The following is a 21834-nucleotide window of genomic DNA, read 5'->3' as shown; positions in this document are numbered from 1 at the left end:
ATTCCGAACGAACATATTTACTACCTTTCTCCTCCAAACGCGAAAATCATGCTGAACCTTAGCCTCAACTACCCATCGGTACCGAAAGAAATGGAGATTTTCCGGGAATTTACCAGCCGGCTCAACGAGCGCGACCAGTTCGACCTCCTTCATCCGCCCTACGATCCCCTCAACGAATATGCCCTGTCTGTTTTAGGGAGCCATCTCCGCTTCGACCCTGCCGCCGTGGCCGTAACGCCCGTGCCCAGCGCCAACAGCGGGCTTTTCACCATCGCAAAATACCATCGCCCGCTGACGGCCGGAGTGGCCATCGAGCCGTTTACTTTCCCGGGCTGGCGCATGATCGCGTCAGACGCTGGTTTCAACCTGCATGTGGTGGAGGCCGACGGAGAAGGCATGCTGCCGGAGAAACTGGCGGAATGCCTCGAAAAAAACGACTCCAAACTGATCTACCTCCAGCCCACACTGCATAATCCCACGAACGCCGTCATGAGCCTGGAGCGGAGAATGGCCATCGCGGAAGTGGTGCGCAGTTTTCCGGGAACGTACATCGTGGAAGACGACGCCTATCGTTTCCTCCATGCCGATCCGCCGCCGTCGTTCCTGGAACTGGCGCCAGACGTGACGATGCATGTATTCAGCCTGTCGAAGCCGTTCAATCCCATGCTGCGGTCGGGCTATGTGGTGCATCCGGCGGATTTGCTGAAAGGCGCGTCGAATTTCGTCAAAATGACCAGCAGCGGCACTTCCACGCTTTTCAACCAGTTCAGCGTGCAGGTCATGGCCGGCGGATGGCTCGGCAAACTCGCCGACCTGAAGCGCGAAGCCGCCACGGCCGGGCGTTTGCTCATGGAAAGTTATTTTCGCGGGAAGGAATATCTCAGCCACCCGAACAGTTTCCACTACTGGGTCCCCTGCCGCGAGCCGGAAAAAGTGACCGCTTTCCTCCTTTCCCGGCAGATAGACGTCAGCAACGGGAAAATGTTTTCGCTGACGGCCGACGATCAGTACATCCGCGTGGCCCTCGGCGGCGCGTACGACGCGCCCGAACTGCCGGAAGCCCTTCGCATGATCGCCGAACTGACCTGATTCAGTCCATCTCTTCGATCCGTTTCAACAACCCGTCTTTCAACCGCGTGAGGAAAGACGCCATTTCCTTTTTGCGCATGCGGATGTCGCGGAAATTGCTGTACACATTCCCGAAATCCACGTCCAGCGAGTTTTCCAGCCATTCAAACACCTGTTTGATATCGGCGTCCCCATTGTTGAAACTGCCGTTAAGGTGAAGGGCGTACCCCAATTCCACGAGGTCGGTTTTAGATTCCGTCCATCGCAGCCGTGGCTTGTACTGTAGGTTCCGGGGCAGGGCGTAGAGGTTTTCCAGCCGCGTGATCAGGTATTTGCTGACCCCTTCCAGCGCGATCAGTTCCGCCAGCTTGAAGGAGGTGACGGTGCAGAAACGCGTGTCCAGCATACCGTCGAGGTCAACGGGATATTCGTTGTTGTAGGTGCTGTTGCGCAGGAAATACTGTTCGTCCCGCTCCGTGGCGCCGCCGCGGAAATAGAGGAACAGTGCGTTATGGACTTCAAAAAACATTGTGATGCGCTGCAGCTCCTGGTCGAGGAACTTGTGGTAATCGTCGCGGATGGTCTTGGGCCTGTCGGCCTCGATCCGGAAGAGTTGTGCGTAATAGATTTTTTTTGCGAGGATATGCGGCTGGATGTGCTTGAAGAAAAATATTTCATCGATGGTGCTGTCGAAATGCTGCGGCACGAGGTGTTTGAGCTGGGTTACGGAGTCGTCGGCCAATTGCGCGCCGGTTTTAAAACGCTCGAGGAGATTGGGAACGCGGGCTTCCATGGCCATGAGATCTCCTTCCAATTTTGACAGGATTTGCCTGAAATCGGTTTTCATTTGCATGTTGTTTTCCGGATAAGTAATGGGTTAATGATCCGCGCTGGTACGCATCTGCGATTCATAATCGTTGAGCCTGTCGAGGATTTTCCCGATCCATTGTTTACAGGCGGTGATGGTGGACAGGCTCGGGTTCTGGTACTTCACGCGAAACGCATCTTCCGCGATGGTATCGGCTTTGCGGAGATGCAGCATGTCGGCAAGGGAAACGAACACCTGTTGCAGCGACGCGGTTTTCACCAGGCCTTCTTCCAGGTACACCCGGGCCATGAGCGCGGCCTGGGGCACGGTGAGGCGGGTGGTCCACGGCGCACCGTCGGCGCTGCGCGCAACCGGGGCCATGAGGTGGCGGATGAAGATGCGCTCTTCCTCCAGCCAAACGATCAGCTGGTCGCGGATAGGGAAAGATCCCGGCCGGAGGCCTTTCTGCCTGTCGGCCGGCGGGATGCGTTTCACTTCGCGGAGGCACCAGGCGAGCACGCGCATCCGCTCGCGGAAGCTGCGGTACTTTAACATCTCGCGGCGTACGGATTCCACGCAGAACACGAAATAGCCTGCTGCATTGAAATTCAGGTCTACCAACAGGTGGTGCACGTCGATCATCGCCCTGTCTGCCGTGGTACTGCCCGGGTAGGTGAAAAAGAGGAGCCGGGTGAGGAGGTCGCGGAGGAAGAATAGTTCGCCGAAGGTGATGCGTTCTTCCGGGCGTTCGAGGAAATTCCAGACCGGCTCGAGCATGAGGCGGCGGAAGGGCGCATCAATGTTGAGGCGCCCCATCCCCCGTTCCGCCTGTAACATTCGCGGCAGCAGAATGGAACGGGCAGAACGGGCGTAGGCCTGCGGAAGGAGGAGATCGGGAGCGAGATCATCGCGGAAATGCTGTTCGAGGCCGGTCATGACCTGGAGCAACTGCTGCGTGGCGGCGGCGTAATGCCGGGTGAAGCTATGCGTGCCGGGCGTGTCTTCATAACTCCGCAAAACGTCGAGCAGGCGGGCGATGGTACGCTGCCAATACCTGACGGCGGCCGTGCGCCGGGCATTACCGGCGGGGAGGTCAGACAGGCGGAGGAGCAACGCGGTGACGCGGTTTTTCTCGGATTGCAACTGCTCCAGGCATTGCGGGACTTCCCCGATCATTTCGGTGAGCGCCTGTGGGCAAAGTTGCACGGTTACGATGTGGTTGAGCAAAGTCATTGGCTTACTAAAAAAAGGTGAAGCTGGAATATCGAACGGCCGGCGCGCGATTACACAAACATATTTGTGAGACTGGTTGGCCCGGTGAGCGATTCGGATCATTGCGACACGAAAATGGCGAAACAATGAGGACCGCTTTCACAGGTGGGAAATATTTTCTCATGTCTGCCGGCTGAGGGGTTAACCGGGGAGAACGCTCGCACGTTAAGAGTTCCAGGTGGTAAATAGATTATGCATGAAATGTTTTTCTTCCTTGATCCATTGCAGGAGCTGGTCCCGGATGGAGCCTTTACCTGGGTATAGCGCATACTCGTTTGTAGGCAGGTAGCGTAATTCCTTTTCGTACCAGGACAGGAGGCCTTTTTTTTCCTGCAGGGTGCGGAGTGCGACGGCCCTTCTGCGGAGTACTGCGGCGGCGTGGCGGAGCAGTTCGGGGCAGTTGAAGTTATGGGCGAAGAGGATGAACAGCGTCCGCTCTTCGGGGTCCATGTAATAATGATGGTCGGGCTCGCGGAGGTCGCGCATGAGGCGGCGGAAGTATTGTGCGGTGCCGAAGGTGGGTTGCGCGCCATTGCGGCGTAAGGGAGCGAAGATGAGCTCCACGAGCCGCGGATCGGCGCCCCGGTCCAGCAGTTCCGCTTCCGTTTCCCGCATGCGGGATTCCTGCATGGCGAGGATGTGTTGGGCGTAGGGCCCGGGGAGGAAGAGATCTTTGGCGAGATGTTCGGGGAAATATTGTTCGAGGGCCATGATGAGTTCCATGAAGAGCGTGGTGGCTTCCCTGTAAAACGCCTGCAACGCGGGGCCCGCCTGTAGCTGGAACAGATGGAGCACATCCGTGATGGCGACGAATTGCAGTTGGTACCTGCGGACGGCCTGCGCAGATTCCGCGGAATCGGGCTGGCTTTCGATCTCCAGCATGTGCGCCGTCATCCTGAGCTTCTCCGCGCGCAGTGCCGCGAGCAGGGCCGGAACGTCTGCGGGATGGGAAGATAGTTGCGCCGGCATCAACCGGGCATATACTAACTGATTTACGCTGTCCATGATTGATAACTTTAATTGGCTGCGATGGGGTTCTCTCAGGCTAATACAATATGTAATTAAAGATGGCCGATGTTTCCGAAAGGGTGAATTAACAACTGTAGATTTTGATGGCCGGAAACAGGCCCTGTTAACAAATCCACGTGTTTCCGCGACCCGTTTGCGGTGTAAAATTTCCTTCCATTAACAAACGAAAAAAATATTCCGGTTTTTTCCTTTCCCCGTTCACCCCGCGCACCTCAAAACTGTATCTATATATTCGGATGGAAAACGAAAATCACATACGCATCCTGCTCAATAAAGAGTTGTTCGGAACGATTACTCCCGAAGAGCAGCAAGCGTTGGATGATTTACTGGCTACCAGCGCAAAGGCGCGCGCCATCAGGAGCGAAATGCGGGACCAGGAACGGTTTGGCGGGCAGTCGGTTTTTCCGGCGAAGGAACTGGAAGCGGATTATTTCGCCGTGTTGCAGCGGCATCGCCGCCGCCGCATGCAGCGGATATGGAACTGGTGGATCGGCGCCGGGCTTACGGCAGGGGCCGCCATCACCGCGCTGCTCATCTGGCCGCGCGATCCGGCACCCGAACCGCCCCAGGCCGTGATCCCTGCTGAAATACAGGAGATCACCCTGCAGTTCGCGAACGGTGAAACGCTCGCTTTCCGGGATGGCGGCCAGCAACGCTACCGCGTGCAATCCACCGGCATCGTTTTCGATAACGGCACACTGCACTTCGAAAGCGGCACCACCGGCGCCCCGGGATGGAACAGCCTCAACGTTCCCCCCGGCCATCAAACCCGCCTCCAGCTGGAAGACGGCACAGCAATAGTGCTGAACAGCGCATCGAAGATCCAGTTCCCCTTCCACTTCGGCTCGGGCAGCCGTGAAGTGTACCTCGAAGGCGAAGGCTACTTCCGCATCGCGCCCGCCGGCAACCGGCCATTCGTCATCCACGCCGGCCAGGCAGACATCCGTGCGAAAGCAGGCATATGTAACATCAACGCATATACGCCAACAAACGTATCTGCCCAGATCGTGAACGGCACAGTGGAAATGGAATCCGGAGGCGTCAGGATACCGGTATCCGCCGGAGAAGAAGCCACCGCCGCCACCGGCAAAACGCTCACCGCCGCGCGGATGCAAGACCAGTACAGCCTTTCCTGGCTGAAAGGGGAACAGTTTTTCAGGGATATGCCCGCAGCAGATTTACGGGATATCATCGCCAGGTGGTTCAACACCACGCTATACATCGATTCCCGGGAGGCAGAAAAAAAATTATTAAATGGAAGGATTTATCGCAACCAAACGCTTTCCGAATTTGTTGATAATATGAATGCACAAAACGAAGTGGAGTTTTACTGGAAAAACGGCATGCTTCACTGCAAATAAAATAGACTCAAAATAGTTGTGTAGATAAATGATAGCATCCTCCAAAAGGAGCTTAGACTTTCAAAAAACCGCTCCCGTAAGAGCGGTTTTTTGATCCAGCCGGCAGAAAACATGTGTAGATAAATTGATAGCGACCTCCTCAGCCGAGGCAAACAAGAAAAACCGCTCCAGCTGGGGCGGTTTTTTCATGCTGTTAACACTGATGAAGAAAGGTTAAATGTTCGTTCCGCCATCTACCGTAAATCCGGCACCGGTAATGAACTGGCCGCCTGGCCCGGCAAGGTAAGCCACCATCGCTGCGATATCTTCCGGTTTTCCGTAAGTACCGAGCGCAGTAATGGAACGCTGGTAATCGGCCCCCGGGCCGTCTGCCGGGTTCATATCCGTATCGATGGGGCCGGGATGCACGATGTTCACATTGATCTTCTTCGGCCCCAGTTCCCGCGCCAAAGCCTTGGTGAGCCCTGTGATGGCGGCTTTGCTCGTGGAATACAGCGCGCATCCGCCGAAAGTGATCCGGTCTACCAGGCAGGTCCCGATATTGACGATGCGCCCGCCGTGCTGCATGTGCCGCACCGCCACGCGGGATGCGGCGAATACGGCGCGGACGTTCACCGCCATGGTTTCATCGAAATCTTCGAGGGAACATTCTTCCAGGGGTTTGATATTGCCGATGCCCGCATTGTTGACGAGCACGTCGAGCCGGCCGAAATGCGCCGCCGCCTGGTCCACCGCCGCTTCCACGGCATGCGGGTCTTTGCTGTCGGCCGCAATGGCGAGGGCTTCCACGCCGAGGGCTTTCACTTCCGCCACCAATATCTCCGCTTTTTCTTTGGACGATTGATACGTAAACGCCACATTGGCGCCTTCCTGCGCGAGCTTTTTCACGATGGCCGCGCCGATGCCCCGGCTGCCGCCGGTTACGAATGCTGATTGCTGATGTAGATTTTTCATGCAGCAAAACTATTTCAAACACTTTACCTTTGCAGGTACTGACGCGATTGTCAAGTACTAACAATAAAGTAAGTATGCGTAAAGCCAACTCCACGAATAGCATCAACGAAAACCGTCTACACCTGCTCTGCGGCATGTCTCACGCCCTGTCCGTCATCGGCGGCCGCTGGAAAGCTTCGATCCTTTTCAGTCTTACCGACGGCTGCAAGCGCTACAGCGAATTGCGGAAAGACATTCCCGGCGTTTCGGAAAGGATGCTCGTGGCGCAGCTCCGCGAGCTGGAAGCCGACGGACTGGTGGAGCGTACCGTGTTCCCCGAGGTGCCGCCGCGTGTAGAGTATGCGTTGACGGACTTTGGCCGGTCTACCCAGCCGATGTTGCGGGAGATTTCCGCCTGGGGTGCGAAGCACCGGAAGAGCTGAACGGATATTTTTTCAGATATTTTTTGGAATTGTAACGGAATCCCCTACCTTTGCAATCCCAAACGGGAAATGCCGCGTTGGTCAATCGGCTAAGACGCCTCCCTTTCACGGAGGAATGACGGGTTCGACTCCCGTACGCGGTACAAAATAAAAGAGATGGTCTAATCAGCCGTCTCTTTTTATTTTTTGCACCTTTCCTCTCTCCTCTTTTAATATCCTTTCAAGTTCAACTTCACTCGGCAGATTTATCAGATACTTTGACACGAATAATTTGTGTGCCAGACCTGCTGTCGCATACCTTACCAATGCTTCATTCTTTCCAGAACAAAGTATGATATCAATTGGCGGATTATCTCCGGAGACAGACTCGTTCTCTCTGTAATAATTTAGATATACGTTCATCTGACCTGCATCAGCATGTGAAAAATCGCCCAGCTTCAAATCTACCAACACATGGCATTTCAGGATACGATGATAAAAAACGAGGTCTATTCGATAATGCGTATTATCAAAAGTGATGCGTTTTTGTCTTGCTTCAAAACAAAATCCCTTTCCAAGTTCTAATAGAAATGTTTGTAAATGATCGATAATTGCTGCCTCCAGATCACATTCGGTATATTGTGCTTTATCTTCTAACTGAAAGAACTCAAGCAAATAGGGATCCCGAAAAAATTGTTCAGGCACCAAAGTATCAACGGTTGTCCGTTCGCAACGAATTTCCCTATGCTCGCTCAACCCTGTTCTTTCGAATAAAAGGCTACTCATTGCACGTTGCAATGCTCGTACAGACCAGCTATTCCTAAGAATTTCGGCTTCGTAAAAGAATCGGCTGGCATCAGAATTGGCCTTAAACAATTCGATAAAATGAGAAAAGGATAGCCGATCCAATAAATCGCCTGCAGGATGGTAAATTCCCGGCAGCTTGCATTCCCGATAACCCACAACTATTTGACATCCAATATGTTCAAATTCAACAGACACTGTCTGATGAATCTGTGGATAAAGCATATAGAACTGTCTGAACAATCTTAAGTTTGATGCAGACATTCCCTTAATGCCGGCTACCTTTAATTTTTGAGACAACCGCTCAAATAAATGTTGTCCATATGCTGCCCTATCTTCTCCGTCCTGCTCATATTCAACTATATAGTATCCAATTATCCAATTTCTTATAGTAAATGCAGTATTTACCTGCTTATAAGCCTTATTTAGAAAGTAAGAATTCGTTTCAAGTATTTTCCCTTCTAGCAGTTGAATATTTGTGATCATCTAAAGAAAATTTTCGGCAGGTTAACAATCGCTAATTATCAATTTTTCCTCTCTGAAAAAGTTAAACTCGTGTTATTTGAAAAAAGGATGCGAGATCGTCTAAAAATCCGCACCCACATAATTTCCGACGGAAGAAAAAATTGTAAAATATGCGTACGAACAAATCGCAACAGACAAATGGGCACAAATGTATTGCGAATAGCCAACCAGATTCGTATTTTAGGGATTATGATCAGATCGTCCTGCCTGTATCTTACAGCTATACTCCTGTTTTCCACTGCTGCCGCCTACGCACAGCACACCGGTAAAGGACTGAAAGACTTTTACCGCAGCTACTTCCCCATCGGCGTTGCCATCACGCCCCGCCATTTGCAGGACTCCGCCACCAGCGCTTTCATCGTCAGGCATTTCAATAGTCTTACCGCCGAGAACGTGATGAAAATGGAGCCCATCCACCCGGAAGAGAACCGCTATAACTGGGGCGGCGCCGATGCCATCGTTCAATTTGCAACGGAAAACGGACTGAAAGTAAGGGGCCACACCCTCTGCTGGCACAACCAGGCACCCAAATGGATGTTTTACGATGCAAACGGCAAACTGGTGAGCAAAGACGTACTGCTCGGCAGGCTGCGCAAACACATCCACGACGTCGTTGGCCGTTACAAAGGGAAAATCTATGCCTGGGACGTCGTAAACGAAGCCATTTCCGACCAACCCGGTGAATTTCTCCGCAATTCGCTATGGTACCAGATCTGCGGGGAAGATTTTATTGCCGCGGCATTCCGGTACGCGCACGAAGCCGACCCGGACGCCGTTTTGTTCTATAATGATTATGGTACAGAATTTCCCGGAAAAAGAGACAAGGTTCACCGCTTGCTGAAAAAACTGCTCGATGCAAACGTACCGGTGCATGCGGTCGGATTGCAAGGCCATTGGTCCGTAAACGATCCATCAAAGGAATTACTGGTGGCCGCCATCGAAAAATATGCATCGCTGGGGATTAAAATACAGGTCACGGAGCTGGACGTATCCGTCTACACCAACAATAACATGCCGGAACAACGCAATTTTACGCCTGAGCAAGACCAGCTGCAGCAACAGCAATACGCCATGCTTTTTGAGACGTTCAGGAAATACCGCGACAAAATTACCGGCATCACTTTCTGGAATGTTTCTGACCGTTATAGCTGGCTGGATAATTTTCCGGTGAGGGGCCGGAAAAACTATCCGTTGCTATTCGACGAAAATCTTCAACCTAAAAAAGCATATCGGAAAGTGATCGATTTTTAAGCGATCATTCACATATTCCTACTTTCTTTTCGACGCTCCGGCCCGCTTCGACGATTTAGCCTGGTCGTTGTAAGCAAGGCACAACTCCATCCAAAACACGAAATCCTTCCTGCTTTTATACCCTTCCGGCGCTACGTAGCAATAGCCCGGTAATTCCTTCCCCTTCATGATCATGGGAAGAAAGCCCGTCCTTTCCGACAAAGCCTCCGTTTGGTCCGGATCGAACCGGCACATCAGCCGGTCTTTCGATACATTGACGCACATTTTATCGCTGACCATAAAAGCCAGGCCGCCAAACATCGGCTTTTCCGTCAAATCCAACACCTTTTTATCATACAAGTATTCCCTGACACGGTTTGCCAGATTGAGATCATATGCCATGGTAATTGGTTTTATCCGCCTATTGCATCAACCCGATAACGAGCGACATGCTTAACATCAAAACGAGCTGATACCCGTTATTTATCCAGGTCAGCTTTGCAGGCTTCAACTCGAACGCATTGTGCGTTGCCAGCGTTGTGGCTGAAAATGCCAACCACGCCATGAATCCTGTCAACAATGCAACGCCAACGTTCTTCGTTCCGAAAACGATGCTGCCTGCAGGTATTAAAACCGACAGCACGATCGCCGTGATGAGATTCGCAAATAAGGTAATGACGATCGGGCGCTTACCCGCTGCCTGGGATGCGGCTTCGCCGATACCGGTCAATTTTCTCCAGACCGGCCCGAATGCCGTTTTCCTGTACCAGGATTTAGCACAGATCATTCCGGCGAGGGTCGCCAAAACAACAGCAAGCCAATTCACTTCGATGTCCATATAATCAGGTTTTAAGTTTAACTTGCACTTGCGATTTGCAAGAACTAAAGTAAATAAGTTCTTGCAAATTGCAATAACTATTTTCGATTTTTTATGGAAAAGAGCAGATCTGATTGTCCGATTAGCTGTGCGCTGGATGTTTTCGGTGACAAGTGGTCTTTATTGATTATCAGGGACATTATGTTACGGGGGAAGGTGTCTTACAGTGAATTCCTGGGGTCGGAGGAAAAAATAGCCACCAACATCCTGGCGAACCGGCTGAGCGTGCTGGAGAAGGAAAACATCCTCGTTAAAGAAACATCGCCGGCCAATAAATCGAAGTTCGTTTACAGCCTGACCCAAAAAGGCGCCGACTTATTGCCGATCGTTATCGAGATCATGGATTGGGGAGCGAAGTATAACGCCAATTCCCCGCGCCGCGAACTTGGGAAAAAGATCCAGCAGAACAAATCTTCCGTGATCAGGGAATTGAGTGAAGCGTTGAAGAAGAAGGTGAAGTGAAAGACGTTTCCATTAGTGGCACGAAGCATAGCGCTCCGGTTCCCCGCAAGTAAGCATTATTTAGTTACCTTCATCGCCAATCTCATTTCCAACACGAATGCTCCACATAGCAGGAATCATCATTTCCATCTTCCTTGCATTCCTTCTTTTTGCCAAGAAAGGCAAATCCGCCGCCGACCTCGTGCTGGCCGCCTGGCTCGTCGTGATTTCGTTTCACCTGCTTTGCTATCACCTCCTCATCTCCGGCGCCTACACCGGATTTCCGTACCTCCTCGGTACCGAGATCCCCCTTCCGCTCGTGCATGGCCCGTTCCTGTACCTCTACACGGCTTTGCTGACCGGTCAAACCAGCAGCCGTATCCCCTGGCCCGTACATTTCCTCCCCGCCGCCATCGCCTACATGCTGCTGTCGAAATTTTATTTGCTGCCAACTGCAGCCAAAATCGCGGTATACGAAAATCATGGAAAGGGATTCGAAACCATCACCGCCATCATCCGCTTCCCCATCGTGCCCTCGGGGATTCTTTATGTGGTACTGTCGCTCATGATGCTGCGGAAACACCGGATCAATATTTCGAAGCAATTCTCCTATTCCGAAAAAATCAACCTGGACTGGCTGGTATACCTCGCCCTGGGAATGGCCGCCATCTGGCTGTCTATCATCTTCGGCGGCGATGTTTCCACCTTCATATTGGTTGATCTCTTCGTTTTGTTCATCGGGTATTTCGGGATCAAACAGGTCGGAATATTTACCAACCGGCCGGAAGCACCTATCCCGCAAACCGGCGAATCGCCGCTTCCGGAAACCGTCCTTCCTTCCGAGCCGCCAAACCATAGCGCACCAAAAACCAAGTACCAAAAAACGGCCCTTGGAGATGACATGTTGTCAAATATCCACCAGCAACTCACTGCGCTCATGGAATCGGAAAAACTTTTCACCGCCCCCGAATTGAACCTGGACGACCTCGCCGCCCGGCTTTCCGTCAGCAGCAACGCCCTGTCGCAGGTCATCAATTCCCTCGAGCAAAGGAATTTTTACGATTACATCAACGACCTCCGCGTCCGGGAATTCAAACGCCTCGCCGTTCTGCCGGAAAACAGCCGTCTCACGTTACTGTCCATCGCCTACGAAGCCGGTTTCAATTCCAAAACCTCCTTCAACCGGAACTTCAAAAAAGCCACCGGCATCTCCCCCCGCGAGTTTTGCCAGCAGGAAAAGATCCTTCCCGAGCCTGAATAATGCTTCTAAAACGGCCCATTCGCCCCGGCGGCACCTAGAAAATAGGGACCACCTTACCTTCTGGAACGTTTAAAACCCGCGACCACGCTTCCTTTGCCGAAAAAACGCATGGCAAAAAAATTTTCATGGGGACTAGTAGCGATCCTGTCGATTTTCATAGGGCTGTATCCCGGCCTGTTCCTCACCGGCGATCAAAAAGCCGGCATTCTTAACATCAAACCTGCATCCCTTTTCTCCAATCCTTTCTGGCTGATCAGCTTTTACACGCACATCACGCTCGGCGGACTAGCCCTGTTGACCGGGTGGCTGCAGTTCAGCCAAAAAGTCAGGGCTGCTAGTATAAGACTACACCGCACCCTCGGAAAGATATACGTCATTTCCGTATTGGTGAGCGCGGCGGCGGGGATCCATATCGCCTTCTACGCATCCGGCGGATGGCCTACCGCCCTGGGATTCATGAGCCTCGGCATCACCTGGTTCTACACCACGCTGCAGGCTTACCGCTCCATCCGGAAAGGAAACATCCCGGCGCATGGGAACTGGATGATCTATAGCTACGCCTGCACTTTCGCGGCGGTCACGCTCCGGCTCTGGATGCCGTTGCTGGTACCGCTGTTCGGGAATTTCATGACGGCATATACCGTTGTGGCCTGGTGGTGCTGGCTGCCCAATCTTGCCGTCGCCCGTTTCCTGACCAGGCAGCCGAAATCCATCGCTAAAATTCGATAACTTCGTCGACCATCATTCTTTAACCTGTCAACGCCCAAAACCATGGCAGTCTATTACATCAACAGTTACGACATCACCGATCCCGAACTGTTCAAGACCTACGGCCCGAAACTTCTTCCCATCCTTCGCAAATACGGCGCTGAAATCCTCGCGTCGGATACGGCGGGGATTGCGGTGGAAGGGAACCCCAGGCGCATGAACGCCATCGTCAAATTCCCGTCCGAAGAAGCGGCCATGCAATGTTACAACGACCCGGAATACCAGCCCGTAAAGGCTATCAGGCAGCAGGCCACCGCCAATTGCACCATGGTTTTGGTGAAGGAATTCCAGCTGCCGGCGAAATAAACTCAAAACTACCGGCATGAACTGGTCGATCCGAAAAGCCTCCCTGCAAGACATTCTCCCGCTGCGGCCGCTGTACCTCCAGGAAAGTAATTTCCAGATCAGGTACAACGCACGGCACGAACGCGGCTGGACGGACAGCTACCTCATTTCCACCGACGGCAGTGCCATCGGTTACGGCGCCGTGGCGGGCAAAAACGATCATGGCGACCGCGACAGCCTGTTCGAGTTTTACCTCGTGCCGCCGTTCCGGCACCTGGCTGCGGAGATTTTCGCGGAACTGCTGCGGGTTTCGGGCGTTACCGAGATTACCTGTCAAACCAATGACCTGTTCTTTGCGTCGCTGTTCTACCGCTTTGCAAGGAACATCCGGGCGGAGGCTTTCCTTTTCAGCGAGCAACACACCACTTATTTCAGGCAGGAAAATCGGGTGTTCAGGAAACGGCAGGCGGGCGAAGTGATGAACCGGTACGAGGAAAATCAAATGGGCGGCTATGTGGTGGTTGCGGACGGGAAACCCGTTGCCACAGGGGATTTTTACCTGCACTACAACCCGCCGTTCGCGGATTTATGGATGGAAGTGATGGAAAGTCACCGGCGCAAAGGGATCGGCAGCTACCTGCTCCAGGAACTGAAAACCGCCTGCTACCTCGCCGGGCGCATCCCCGCGGCCAGGTGCAATATCGATAACGAAGCGTCCAAAGCCAGTCTGCTGAAAGCGGGACTGCAAGTGGCGGGATGTTTGGTGAGCGGAGACGTGATCGGGTGATCCCGTAACGAAAAATATCTGGTACCCGCAGCCGAGCACAGAGCTGCTTTCATTTCCCCCCTATTACTGAACGGCATCTGCGATGAGCTCCAAACCCTTTTCCGCGGCGGTTTTCGTAGCACCGAACACCACGATCGTATGCGCCATGCCCGCAAACCGCACGGCGGAAACGGGCACACCTGCGCGGTGCAGCGCTGCGGCGTATGCTTCGCCCTCATCGCGGAGCGGATCGTATTCGGAAGTGATGACCAGCGCAGGCGGGAGACCGCGGAGATCGGGCGCATCCAACGGCGACGCATATACGGAATGCGCGTCTGCCGGTCGGCGGAAGTACCGGGAGCTGAAGTAATCCATCGCCGCGCGGGAAAGGCCGTAGCCTTCGGCAAACTGATCGATGGACGGGAAATGCCGGACGTTGGACAGGCGCGCGTTGAGAAGGATTTGCCGGTAGACGGGCAGCTGCAGCCCGTCGCGGTTGCGCAACGCGAGCCCTGCGGCAAGGCTGCCCCCGGCACTGTCTCCCGCGATGGAAATCCGCCGGGGATTGAACTGGAACGCGGAGGCATTGTTGTGCGCCCAGGCAAGGGCGGCCAGGGCATCGTCGAGGCCCGCGGGGAAAGGGTGTTCCGGCGCCCGGCGGTAATCGACGGCTATCACGGCGGCATTTGCGGCGAAGGCAATGTTTTTCAGGACGCGGAGGTAACTGGAGCTATCGGTCAGCAATCCGCCGCCGCCATGGAGATACAACACCGCGGGCAATACGCCGCAACCGGCCGGCCGCACGATCCGGAGGCCGAGCAGTTGGTTTTGCACCGGGATGTGGAGGTACCTGCAATCGAAATCGCCTTCGTAGAGGCGGGGCGCCATGAACCGGGTGGCTAGGTGGACCATCCCGCGCATAAGCGCCAACGGCATTTTGGGGTTAAAACTACCCTGGCGCCTGAACTGCTTCATTAATGCGGGATCGGGAGGAAGGGAAGCCACGCCCTCGGGCCAGGTGCCCACGCGGAATGATGTTTCCATATTACCGGGTTAAATATGCGCACGAATGTACGCGAATCCGGCGCGTAGATCATACCGCGCACCGTACGGCGTCAATTCTGCCGGATGAAATGTATTTTCTGCGATGTGAATGGTATCAACCCGCCTCCCGACAAAAGAAAAATCCCGCTGCGAAAGCGGGATTCCAGCTAATTACAATACTATTTATCAAATTCAGGTTAGTGGGTTTAAAATTTGTGGCCCGAATGCCGGATGCAAGTCGCCATCGCCCGGCGCCAAATCAGGAACCCGGATTCCGAAGGTTGGACGAAACCTGTCCGGCAGGACATTCAATCTCCCATCACGTTTGCGCCAGTTCGTGCTTATAATATTTCGTCAATTTGATTGTCTTTCCAACATGAAATCCTGATGGAAAGCGTTATCGGGCATAACACTTGCCGCTATGGGCGTGAGGATATGCTTATCATACAATAAAGTCTTCCGAAAATTACTGAATTTATCCGGTGCGGGTAACATTATTTTAGCGGATACGCACCCAAAGTTGACAAAACGTCCTTTTTAGGGTCTGTCCGTCTATCTTTATGATACCTCCGTGCCCGGCGCGGAGCCAATATTCCCATATGAAAAAACTGCTTTTCCTGTTCGCGGCCCTCGCTTTCGGCCCGTCCGTTCCGGCACAGAAAACCATCGGTATTTCCTGCATTGGCGACAGTATCATGTCTGGCAACGGCCTCCCCAGCCGGGAGCGCAACAATATTCCCGCACAATTGCAAAACATGTTGGGGAAAACGTTTGAGGTGAAGATGGACGATGCTCCCGGCAAACTGGCCGCACAACTGCAAAACATGTTGGGAAAAGGATATGTGGTAACGGTGGAAAAGAATTCCCGCTTGCCGGACATCGTCCTGATCTGCTTCGCGGATGAAAAACGGATCGACAGCGCAGTGTTGGCCTGCGAGGCGAAACGCATCATCATCGCCCTGCCGCCGGTTCTTCCCGGCAGCCACCCGGGAGATCGGGAGCGGCGGATGTCGGCCATTCGCGCGCGGGCGGCGGAACGGTTGTGCGAGATCGTGGACCTGGCGCCCGTGGTGTCGGCGAAGCCTGAAAATTTCCAGGACCCGGCGCACCTTTCGTCTTTGGGCGCCACGGAAATCGCGCGACGGCTGTACGAAGCCGTGCAGTTCCGCGCAGCGGCGCCATTGGATATCGTTCGCCGGTTGGGAGCACAAGCGGGCGGGTCGTTTTTCGGGTTCAGGACTTTCGTGGTATCGGGAGAAGGCAACAATAAAATTACGGTCATAAGTCCGCATCAGCCGGCGAAAGGGTACCACTGGGCGCAGGTTTCCGGTGATAGGACAGACAGTGTTACCCTATTGGGATTGCTGGAACGGGGCGTCCATGTCGTGATCTCCGCCGATGCAACACCCGGACCGCAATTGAAAAAGGCAGGACTGGCCGCCCAACCCGTAATTTCATCCAACAACACCTGGACATACAACGGGCAACCACTTGTGCAATTCAGTGAGCGGCCGCTTCCGGGAATATTGCGCGCCCTTGGCCTGCAACCCAACTTTGCGGCCATCGCGGCGCCGGGCAGTGAATACCGTTCGGGCGCAGGATGGTATCCGGGGAAAGATTGGTGGGCGCAACACGAGAATATCGACAGCCTGTTGCGCGCCCCCGGCCGGCTGGACATCGTTTTCCTGGGGAATTCCATTACACAGGGAACGGGCGGCCACAGGACCACCACCACTTACAAACCCGGTTTTCCCGCATTCGATTCCGCGTTCGGGATGTACCGTTGGGAATCTGCGGGCATCAGCGGCGACCGTACCCAAAACGTGCTCTGGCGCCTTCAAAACGGTGCGTACCGCGAAGCCGCGCCGCGGCTCATCGTACTGACGATCGGCGTCAACAACTTCCCGGACAACGATCCCGAAGAAGTGGCCGCGGGCATCAAAGAAATCGTGAACTGGATCGGCAAGCACATGCCGAAAACCAAACTGCTGCTGCTCGGCCCTCTTCCTGCAGGGAACCAGCCCGGCGACATGCGCCGCGTCAAATACGAAAAAACACAGGCCATCATCCGGGGGCTCGCGGTGCGGGGGCGTTACCTCCCGCTCGCCGGGACTTTCATTCTTCCCGGCGGTCCGCTCGATCCGAAATTATATTCCGGAGACGGGATCCATTTGCAGACAGCGGGGTACCAGGCCTGGGCGAATGCGTTGAAACCCGTAGTGGATGAGATGTTACGGTGACCGGGAGGGTTTCTGTTGCCAACGGGGCAATTCATCCGTCAATGATGAGGTGTTTGCTTCCTCCGCTGTGAGACCGGATAATTGGTGTGCAGTTCCATGCATTTTTACGTTGAAGTGTGCGACGCAACGGCGGCCCAATAGCGGAAAAATGACCGGCTACACCCATAAAAAAACCCGCGACCTGGTAGCCGCGGGCAATCACTACTTTGTAATGCGATGAATCAGAACAATTTTTCCTGCGGAGGCGTCACGCCGGCAAGGCGGAGGTAAACGGTGGTTTGGCCGCGGTGGTGCGTCTGGTGCTCGAACGATTTGGCCATGGCGGCGCCGCGGGTCATTTCGAATTTATCGAACAGTTTGATCTGCTCGCCCGGCTGCACGGTAGTTTTGCGGATGTTGTCGATCACCCAGTCGTAGCTCGCCATGGTGAGCTTGATGACATTGGCTTTCGATTTATCGGTCACCTTTTCGGATTCCCCGAAATTCACGGGACTTTTCACGCCCAGCGCAGCTGCCGTGAGGCCGTAATTGGCGTCTGTGATGTGCAGCATCTGATCGGCGAACGAGCGCATTTCGGGCGTGGGTTTGAGACTGTAGCCGGATTCGGGCATGGCTTCCAGGTATTCGAGCGTATAGGCTTTGGCCCTCTCCCATTCCTTGGCGATGCCTTCTGTGGTGGATTGCGCTTGTGCGAGGTTGCCAGCGCCCAGGGCGATGGCGAGAACGGCCAGGATTCTTTTAATGAACGTCATGACGGATTTTTTTGGTGATTAAAAACGGGGGACCAGGGGATTATTGACAGTATCAAAGGTAATGAGGTATTTTCATTTGCCGTTGATCCAATTTTCGGGAATTTTCCGCTGCGGGATGTGTATTTTGACAAGGTTCACCACAATACTGAATCGATTTAGCAAACCGTTATGAAAAGGAACTGGCTCCTGATTTGCCTTGCAGGCATGTTTACCCTGCCGGCGCTCGACAGCTACGGGCAAAAGGGAAAATTCACGCAATACGTCAACACTTTCCTGGGCACTGAGCCCCTGAACGATTCCGCGATCGTGGGCTACCGGTTGCCGGACGGCTGGCGCTCCTGGGCAGGGCTCACCTTTCCCGGCAGCTCGCTCCCCAATGCCATGGTACAATTGAGCCCCATGACCGAATACGGCTCCGGCGCAGGCTACGAGTACGAAGACTCCCTCATCCTGGGTTTCACCCACACCAATAAAGGCCACTGGAACCTTTGCCATGTTCCCGTATTGCCCTTTTCCGGGGAAACCCCGGGCAAAGGGTCGCGCTTCTCGCACAAAAGGGAATCCGCGGCGCCGGGGTACTACCAGGTGTATCTCGATGACTATAAAATTGATGTGCGCCTCACTTCCACCCTGCGCTGCGGGTTCCACCGGTATGTATACCCGCAATCCACCGGCCGCCATATCCTGTTCGATCTTGCCCGGGCCAATAACCGGGTGGGCGACTGGCAGATAGAACAGTCTGGCAGCAAGGCGTTGCAAGGTTTCCAGCAAACCGGCGAACGGATCTATTTTTACGCAGTGCTCAATACGCCGGTGGCGAAACTGGAGAAAACCGAAGAAGGGAAACGCACCGGTCGCGCCATAGCCATATTGGAAAACGGGAAGGGCCCGGTGGAAATGAAGATCGGTTTCTCGTTCGTAAGCATCGCAAATGCAAAAGAAAACCTGGAAAAGGAGATCGGGGAACGATCGTTCGAAACCGTCCGCGCTGCTGCGAATGCGTCGTGGGAACAGCTTTTGTCGAAAGTGGAAGTAAAAGGCGGGACGGAAAAACAGCGGACGCTGTTCTACTCCAGCCTGTATCGCTCCTTCCTCTGGCCCGCACTGCGCAGCGATGTGAACGGCGATTTCACGGGGGCCGACCGGCAGAAGGCGAACACCGGATTCCGGTATTACACCGAACCGTCGCTCTGGGATACGTACCGGAACAATGACGTGCTGCTGGCGCTGCTTTCGCCCGATGTGGCGCTGGATGTGATCAGGTCCATGAAAGACGTCGGTGATAAAAAAGGCTTCATCCCCACGTTCTTCCACGGCGACCATGGCGCGTCTACCATCGCCGGGGCGTACCTCCGGGGGATCGATGGGTTCGATGTGAAGGGAACGTACGACATCCTGCTGAAAAACGCGAACCTGGAGCCCGGCGCACGGCCGCATATCAGGGAATACATCGAAAAAGGGTTTATTTCCGATCCCGATATCGAAAACCCCCATGTGGAAACCAAAGCGAAAGCAGGCGTTTCCAAAACGCTGGAATACGCGTACGACGATTACTCCCTGGCCCAGCTGGCCCGCGCGCTCGGCGATTCCGCCAACTACCGCACGCTCATGCAACGTTCGAAGAACTACCGCAATATGTTCGACCCTTCGACCCGGTTCATGCGCGGCCGCCTGGCGAACGGCGACTGGATCGCGCCTTTCGATCCGCAATATCCTTATTACGAATACATGTACCGCGAAGCGAACGCCTGGCAGGTATCGTTTTACGCGCCGCACGACATGCCCGGCCTCATCCAGTTGTACGGCGGCGCAGCGGGTTTCGAATCGAAGCTGGACTCGCTTTTCACCGTGCCCTGGAACCCGCGCCACATCGCCCGGAACGTGGAATCGATGATCGGGCAGTATTGTCATGGCAACCAGCCCGACCATGAAGCGCCGTTCGCTTATTATTTCATCGGCAAGCCGGAGAAATCGCAACGGATCATCGATACCATTCTGAATCACCTGTACGGCATCGGCGAATTCGGGAACGCGCTCTGCGGGATGGACGATGCCGGTGAAATGTCTGCCTGGTATGTATTCTGCGCGGCGGGCCTCTATACTTTTTCCGCGACGGACCCCGAGTATCTCGTTACCGTTCCGCTGTTCGATGAAGTAAAATGGAAGGCGGCAAACGGCAAATGGCTGACGATGCGCAAACAGGGCCGCAGCCGCAGCCTGAAGGGCGTCCGGGTGGATGGGGAACCGCTTGACGGGTGGTTCGTACCGCACCGTTTGTTCAGGAACGGCGGGGAGGTTTTGGTGGAAACGAAGTAATATTTACTTTCAATTTTTATGATATTTAGATACAGCGTTAGCTTATATGGGGTTAATCTACAACCCAAAAACGTTATCCCTAAAGTGAAAGGCGATTTTATACTTGAAGATTACTTCCATCCGGATGATGATATAATCGATTATTTCCAGCCCGGCGTGAATACCGGGAAGAAATATGGTTGTGGCGAGATGACTTATTTCCATCCGATGAAAGTAGCCTGTGATGATTGGATAAAAGAATATGAAGAGGAAATTGTTGAATTCGTCCAGATGAATAACAGATTATTCTGGGATAACGACGTTGAGAAATTATGTGTTTTCCTGGAAGTTTTCTATGACGGCGGCCAATGCAATTTTTCCATATTCGATCAGGCGAAAATTAAGCGCCTTGCGAATTGTAACATTGAATTTCCTATTAGCATCTATGCTTTGGACATGGATACTTATCTCAACTGGGAAAAAGAAACTCAGACAAATTGGGAGAACCGTTGATTCATTCATAACTCCGCTTCCATATAGATCGCGCCTTGCATGGGATTGAACCGGTAAGGCGCGATCCTTTTGAAACCATGGGCTTCGTAGAGTTTGATGGCGGACGTCATATCGGGCATGGTATCTAGCCGGAGCTTTTGGTAGCCCAGGTCTTTGGCGGCCTGGAGGGCACGGACGAGAAGGGTTTCGCCGAGTTTCATGCCGCGGAACCCCGGAACCACGTACATTCTCTTCAGTTCGGATTCGGTGCCCGACAACTTACGGACGGCTACGCAGCCGATTACTTCGGAATCGTGGTAAGCGAGGATGAGCGCGCCTTCCGGGGGGCCGTATTGGCGATCGATATCTTCCAGTTCTTTTTCGAACCCCTGGAACTGCAGATCGAAAGCCAGCGATCGGGCGTAGGCGCGGAAGATAGCGCGGGCGGCTTCGTATTGCTGCGGCGTGGCGGCGATGAGATAATTGACGTTCGTTTGCATGGCAATCCAAAACTAATCAATTTAGTTGCTTTTGTCAACTATTTTCAAATGCGCGCATAACTATCTTATTTTCAAATACATAACTTTTATAATTATCCAGTGGACTGTGCACTTTCAGCAGTTATATTTCGTATATTCAGGATATGAAATGCCAATAAATCCCCCGTTATGCAACACCCCATCCTTCTCGCAGCATGCTTCCTGCTCTGCGCCGTTCCGGCCAGCGCGCAAGACGCCGACCACAACGCGCTCCGCAATCACAATGCCGACTGGATCCAGGCGTACCCCGAAAAAGACACCACCGTTATCAAGCGAATTGCGGCAGACGACCTGGTGATGATCACTTCCAACGGAACGCGCCTGAGCAAGAAAGAGCTCATCCGCAACGTGGCCAAACCCGCTGCACCGATCACTTCCGCAACGATCGACAATGTAGACATCACCGTGAAGGGAAACATCGGGATCGTGGTGGCGCAGGTGGAATTTATTATGGTCGTCAATGGAAAAGAAACCACCGTCAAGAATAATTACATGGACATTTATGAGAAGCGCGATGGCCAATGGGTGGCTATTGCAGCGCATGTGACCCGGCTCGACGTCAAGTGAATTTTTTCACCCTTTTTTTACCATCCATTGTCTTTTATTCGTAACACCAAAACAC

Annotated in this window: 23 protein-coding genes and 1 tRNA gene; 14 read left to right on the top strand and 10 right to left on the bottom strand. The window is 53.7% G+C overall.

The annotated features are described in order from the left end of the window. The first annotated feature begins 48 nt into the window (after positions 1 to 48). Complete coding sequence (locus ACQKLP_RS23435) at positions 49 to 1089, top strand: aminotransferase class I/II-fold pyridoxal phosphate-dependent enzyme (protein WP_427325414.1); 1041 nt, start codon at positions 49 to 51, stop codon at positions 1087 to 1089. A gap of 1 nt (position 1090) precedes the next feature. Here the strand turns inward: ACQKLP_RS23435 and ACQKLP_RS23430 are convergent, their stop codons facing one another. From ACQKLP_RS23430 to ACQKLP_RS23420, 3 genes are all read right to left on the bottom strand, one after another. After that, positions 1091 to 1915, bottom strand: coding sequence for an RteC domain-containing protein (locus ACQKLP_RS23430; protein WP_427325412.1), 825 nt, complete (start codon positions 1913 to 1915; stop codon positions 1091 to 1093). A 30-nt stretch (positions 1916 to 1945) separates the two neighbouring features. Continuing rightward, positions 1946 to 3109, bottom strand: a complete 1164-nt coding sequence (locus tag ACQKLP_RS23425) for a hypothetical protein (protein ID WP_427325411.1) — start codon at positions 3107 to 3109, stop codon at positions 1946 to 1948. A gap of 204 nt (positions 3110 to 3313) precedes the next feature. Beyond that, complete coding sequence (locus tag ACQKLP_RS23420) at positions 3314 to 4153, bottom strand: hypothetical protein (RefSeq protein WP_427325410.1); 840 nt, start codon at positions 4151 to 4153, stop codon at positions 3314 to 3316. A gap of 260 nt (positions 4154 to 4413) precedes the next feature. Here ACQKLP_RS23420 and ACQKLP_RS23415 point away from each other — a divergent pair, with 260 nt between their 5' ends. Continuing rightward, positions 4414 to 5538 carry a FecR family protein gene (locus ACQKLP_RS23415; protein ID WP_427325409.1) on the top strand — a complete coding sequence of 375 codons (1125 nt, stop codon included), beginning with the start codon at positions 4414 to 4416 and terminating at the stop codon, positions 5536 to 5538. A 213-nt stretch (positions 5539 to 5751) separates the two neighbouring features. Here the strand turns inward: ACQKLP_RS23415 and ACQKLP_RS23410 are convergent, their stop codons facing one another. After that, positions 5752 to 6492 carry a 3-oxoacyl-ACP reductase family protein gene (locus ACQKLP_RS23410; RefSeq protein WP_427325408.1) on the bottom strand — a complete coding sequence of 247 codons (741 nt, stop codon included), beginning with the start codon at positions 6490 to 6492 and terminating at the stop codon, positions 5752 to 5754. Between the two features lie 74 nt (positions 6493 to 6566). On the opposite strand from ACQKLP_RS23410, the gene ACQKLP_RS23405 reads away from it, so the two are divergent. Together ACQKLP_RS23405 and ACQKLP_RS23400 are read left to right on the top strand one after the other, a co-directional pair. Then, the gene (locus ACQKLP_RS23405; RefSeq protein ID WP_427325407.1) at positions 6567 to 6914 is read left to right on the top strand and encodes a winged helix-turn-helix transcriptional regulator; all 348 of its coding nucleotides are present in this window, start codon (positions 6567 to 6569) and stop codon (positions 6912 to 6914) included. A 71-nt stretch (positions 6915 to 6985) separates the two neighbouring features. After that, positions 6986 to 7057: transfer RNA gene (locus ACQKLP_RS23400), tRNA-Glu, on the top strand. 22 nt (positions 7058 to 7079) lie between these two features. Here the strand turns inward: ACQKLP_RS23400 and ACQKLP_RS23395 are convergent. Continuing rightward, entirely contained in the window at positions 7080 to 8183 is a 1104-nt protein-coding gene (locus tag ACQKLP_RS23395; RefSeq protein WP_427325406.1) for a PDDEXK nuclease domain-containing protein, read from the bottom strand. Positions 8184 to 8411: 228 nt separating this feature from the next. On the opposite strand from ACQKLP_RS23395, the gene ACQKLP_RS23390 reads away from it, so the two are divergent. Continuing rightward, on the top strand, positions 8412 to 9473 hold the full coding sequence (locus tag ACQKLP_RS23390) for an endo-1,4-beta-xylanase (RefSeq protein WP_427325405.1): 1062 nt from the start codon (positions 8412 to 8414) through the stop codon (positions 9471 to 9473). Between the two features lie 18 nt (positions 9474 to 9491). Here ACQKLP_RS23390 and ACQKLP_RS23385 read toward each other — a convergent pair whose 3' ends face one another. Beyond that, complete coding sequence (locus ACQKLP_RS23385; protein ID WP_427325404.1) at positions 9492 to 9854, bottom strand: TfoX/Sxy family protein; 363 nt, start codon at positions 9852 to 9854, stop codon at positions 9492 to 9494. 19 nt (positions 9855 to 9873) lie between these two features. Beyond that, a complete protein-coding gene (locus tag ACQKLP_RS23380; protein WP_427325403.1) occupies positions 9874 to 10290 on the bottom strand; it encodes a DUF1761 domain-containing protein in 417 nt (138 codons plus the stop codon). 93 nt (positions 10291 to 10383) lie between these two features. Here ACQKLP_RS23380 and ACQKLP_RS23375 point away from each other — a divergent pair, with 93 nt between their 5' ends. The 5 genes from ACQKLP_RS23375 to ACQKLP_RS23355 all read left to right on the top strand — a co-directional run bounded on the left by ACQKLP_RS23375 (position 10384) and on the right by ACQKLP_RS23355 (position 13871). Continuing rightward, positions 10384 to 10791: a winged helix-turn-helix transcriptional regulator gene (locus ACQKLP_RS23375; protein WP_427325402.1), complete on the top strand. Its 408-nt coding sequence runs from the start codon at positions 10384 to 10386 to the stop codon at positions 10789 to 10791. A gap of 97 nt (positions 10792 to 10888) precedes the next feature. Continuing rightward, positions 10889 to 12031 carry a helix-turn-helix domain-containing protein gene (locus ACQKLP_RS23370; RefSeq protein WP_427325401.1) on the top strand — a complete coding sequence of 381 codons (1143 nt, stop codon included), beginning with the start codon at positions 10889 to 10891 and terminating at the stop codon, positions 12029 to 12031. Between the two features lie 108 nt (positions 12032 to 12139). Continuing rightward, entirely contained in the window at positions 12140 to 12760 is a 621-nt protein-coding gene (locus ACQKLP_RS23365; protein ID WP_427325399.1) for a DUF2306 domain-containing protein, read from the top strand. A 42-nt stretch (positions 12761 to 12802) separates the two neighbouring features. Beyond that, positions 12803 to 13105: a DUF1330 domain-containing protein gene (locus ACQKLP_RS23360; RefSeq protein WP_427325398.1), complete on the top strand. Its 303-nt coding sequence runs from the start codon at positions 12803 to 12805 to the stop codon at positions 13103 to 13105. 16 nt (positions 13106 to 13121) lie between these two features. Further along, the gene (locus ACQKLP_RS23355; RefSeq protein ID WP_427325397.1) at positions 13122 to 13871 is read left to right on the top strand and encodes a GNAT family N-acetyltransferase; all 750 of its coding nucleotides are present in this window, start codon (positions 13122 to 13124) and stop codon (positions 13869 to 13871) included. A 63-nt stretch (positions 13872 to 13934) separates the two neighbouring features. On the opposite strand, the gene ACQKLP_RS23350 is transcribed toward ACQKLP_RS23355, so the two are convergent. After that, positions 13935 to 14894 carry an alpha/beta hydrolase gene (locus tag ACQKLP_RS23350; RefSeq protein ID WP_427325396.1) on the bottom strand — a complete coding sequence of 320 codons (960 nt, stop codon included), beginning with the start codon at positions 14892 to 14894 and terminating at the stop codon, positions 13935 to 13937. A gap of 599 nt (positions 14895 to 15493) precedes the next feature. Between ACQKLP_RS23350 and ACQKLP_RS23345 the strand changes: the two genes are divergently transcribed. Then, complete coding sequence (locus tag ACQKLP_RS23345; RefSeq protein ID WP_427325395.1) at positions 15494 to 17134, top strand: GDSL-type esterase/lipase family protein; 1641 nt, start codon at positions 15494 to 15496, stop codon at positions 17132 to 17134. Positions 17135 to 17355: 221 nt separating this feature from the next. Here the strand turns inward: ACQKLP_RS23345 and ACQKLP_RS23340 are convergent, their stop codons facing one another. Further along, positions 17356 to 17886 (bottom strand): DinB family protein, encoded by a 531-nt coding sequence (locus ACQKLP_RS23340; protein ID WP_427325394.1) that lies wholly within the window; start codon positions 17884 to 17886, stop codon positions 17356 to 17358. A 168-nt stretch (positions 17887 to 18054) separates the two neighbouring features. Between ACQKLP_RS23340 and ACQKLP_RS23335 the strand changes: the two genes are divergently transcribed. Then, positions 18055 to 20202: a GH92 family glycosyl hydrolase gene (locus ACQKLP_RS23335; protein ID WP_427325393.1), complete on the top strand. Its 2148-nt coding sequence runs from the start codon at positions 18055 to 18057 to the stop codon at positions 20200 to 20202. An 18-nt stretch (positions 20203 to 20220) separates the two neighbouring features. Continuing rightward, entirely contained in the window at positions 20221 to 20694 is a 474-nt protein-coding gene (locus ACQKLP_RS23330; RefSeq protein ID WP_427325392.1) for a hypothetical protein, read from the top strand. 5 nt (positions 20695 to 20699) lie between these two features. Here the strand turns inward: ACQKLP_RS23330 and ACQKLP_RS23325 are convergent, their stop codons facing one another. Then, positions 20700 to 21173 (bottom strand): GNAT family N-acetyltransferase, encoded by a 474-nt coding sequence (locus ACQKLP_RS23325; protein WP_427325391.1) that lies wholly within the window; start codon positions 21171 to 21173, stop codon positions 20700 to 20702. A 168-nt stretch (positions 21174 to 21341) separates the two neighbouring features. On the opposite strand from ACQKLP_RS23325, the gene ACQKLP_RS23320 reads away from it, so the two are divergent. Next, entirely contained in the window at positions 21342 to 21779 is a 438-nt protein-coding gene (locus tag ACQKLP_RS23320; protein ID WP_427325390.1) for a nuclear transport factor 2 family protein, read from the top strand. The last annotated feature ends 55 nt before the right edge of the window (positions 21780 to 21834 follow it).

This window comes from Chitinophaga sp. NPDC101104 (assembly GCF_050277495.1).
Lineage (GTDB): Bacteria > Bacteroidota > Bacteroidia > Chitinophagales > Chitinophagaceae > Chitinophaga.
This window is presented reverse-complemented; position numbering and strand designations above follow the sequence as displayed.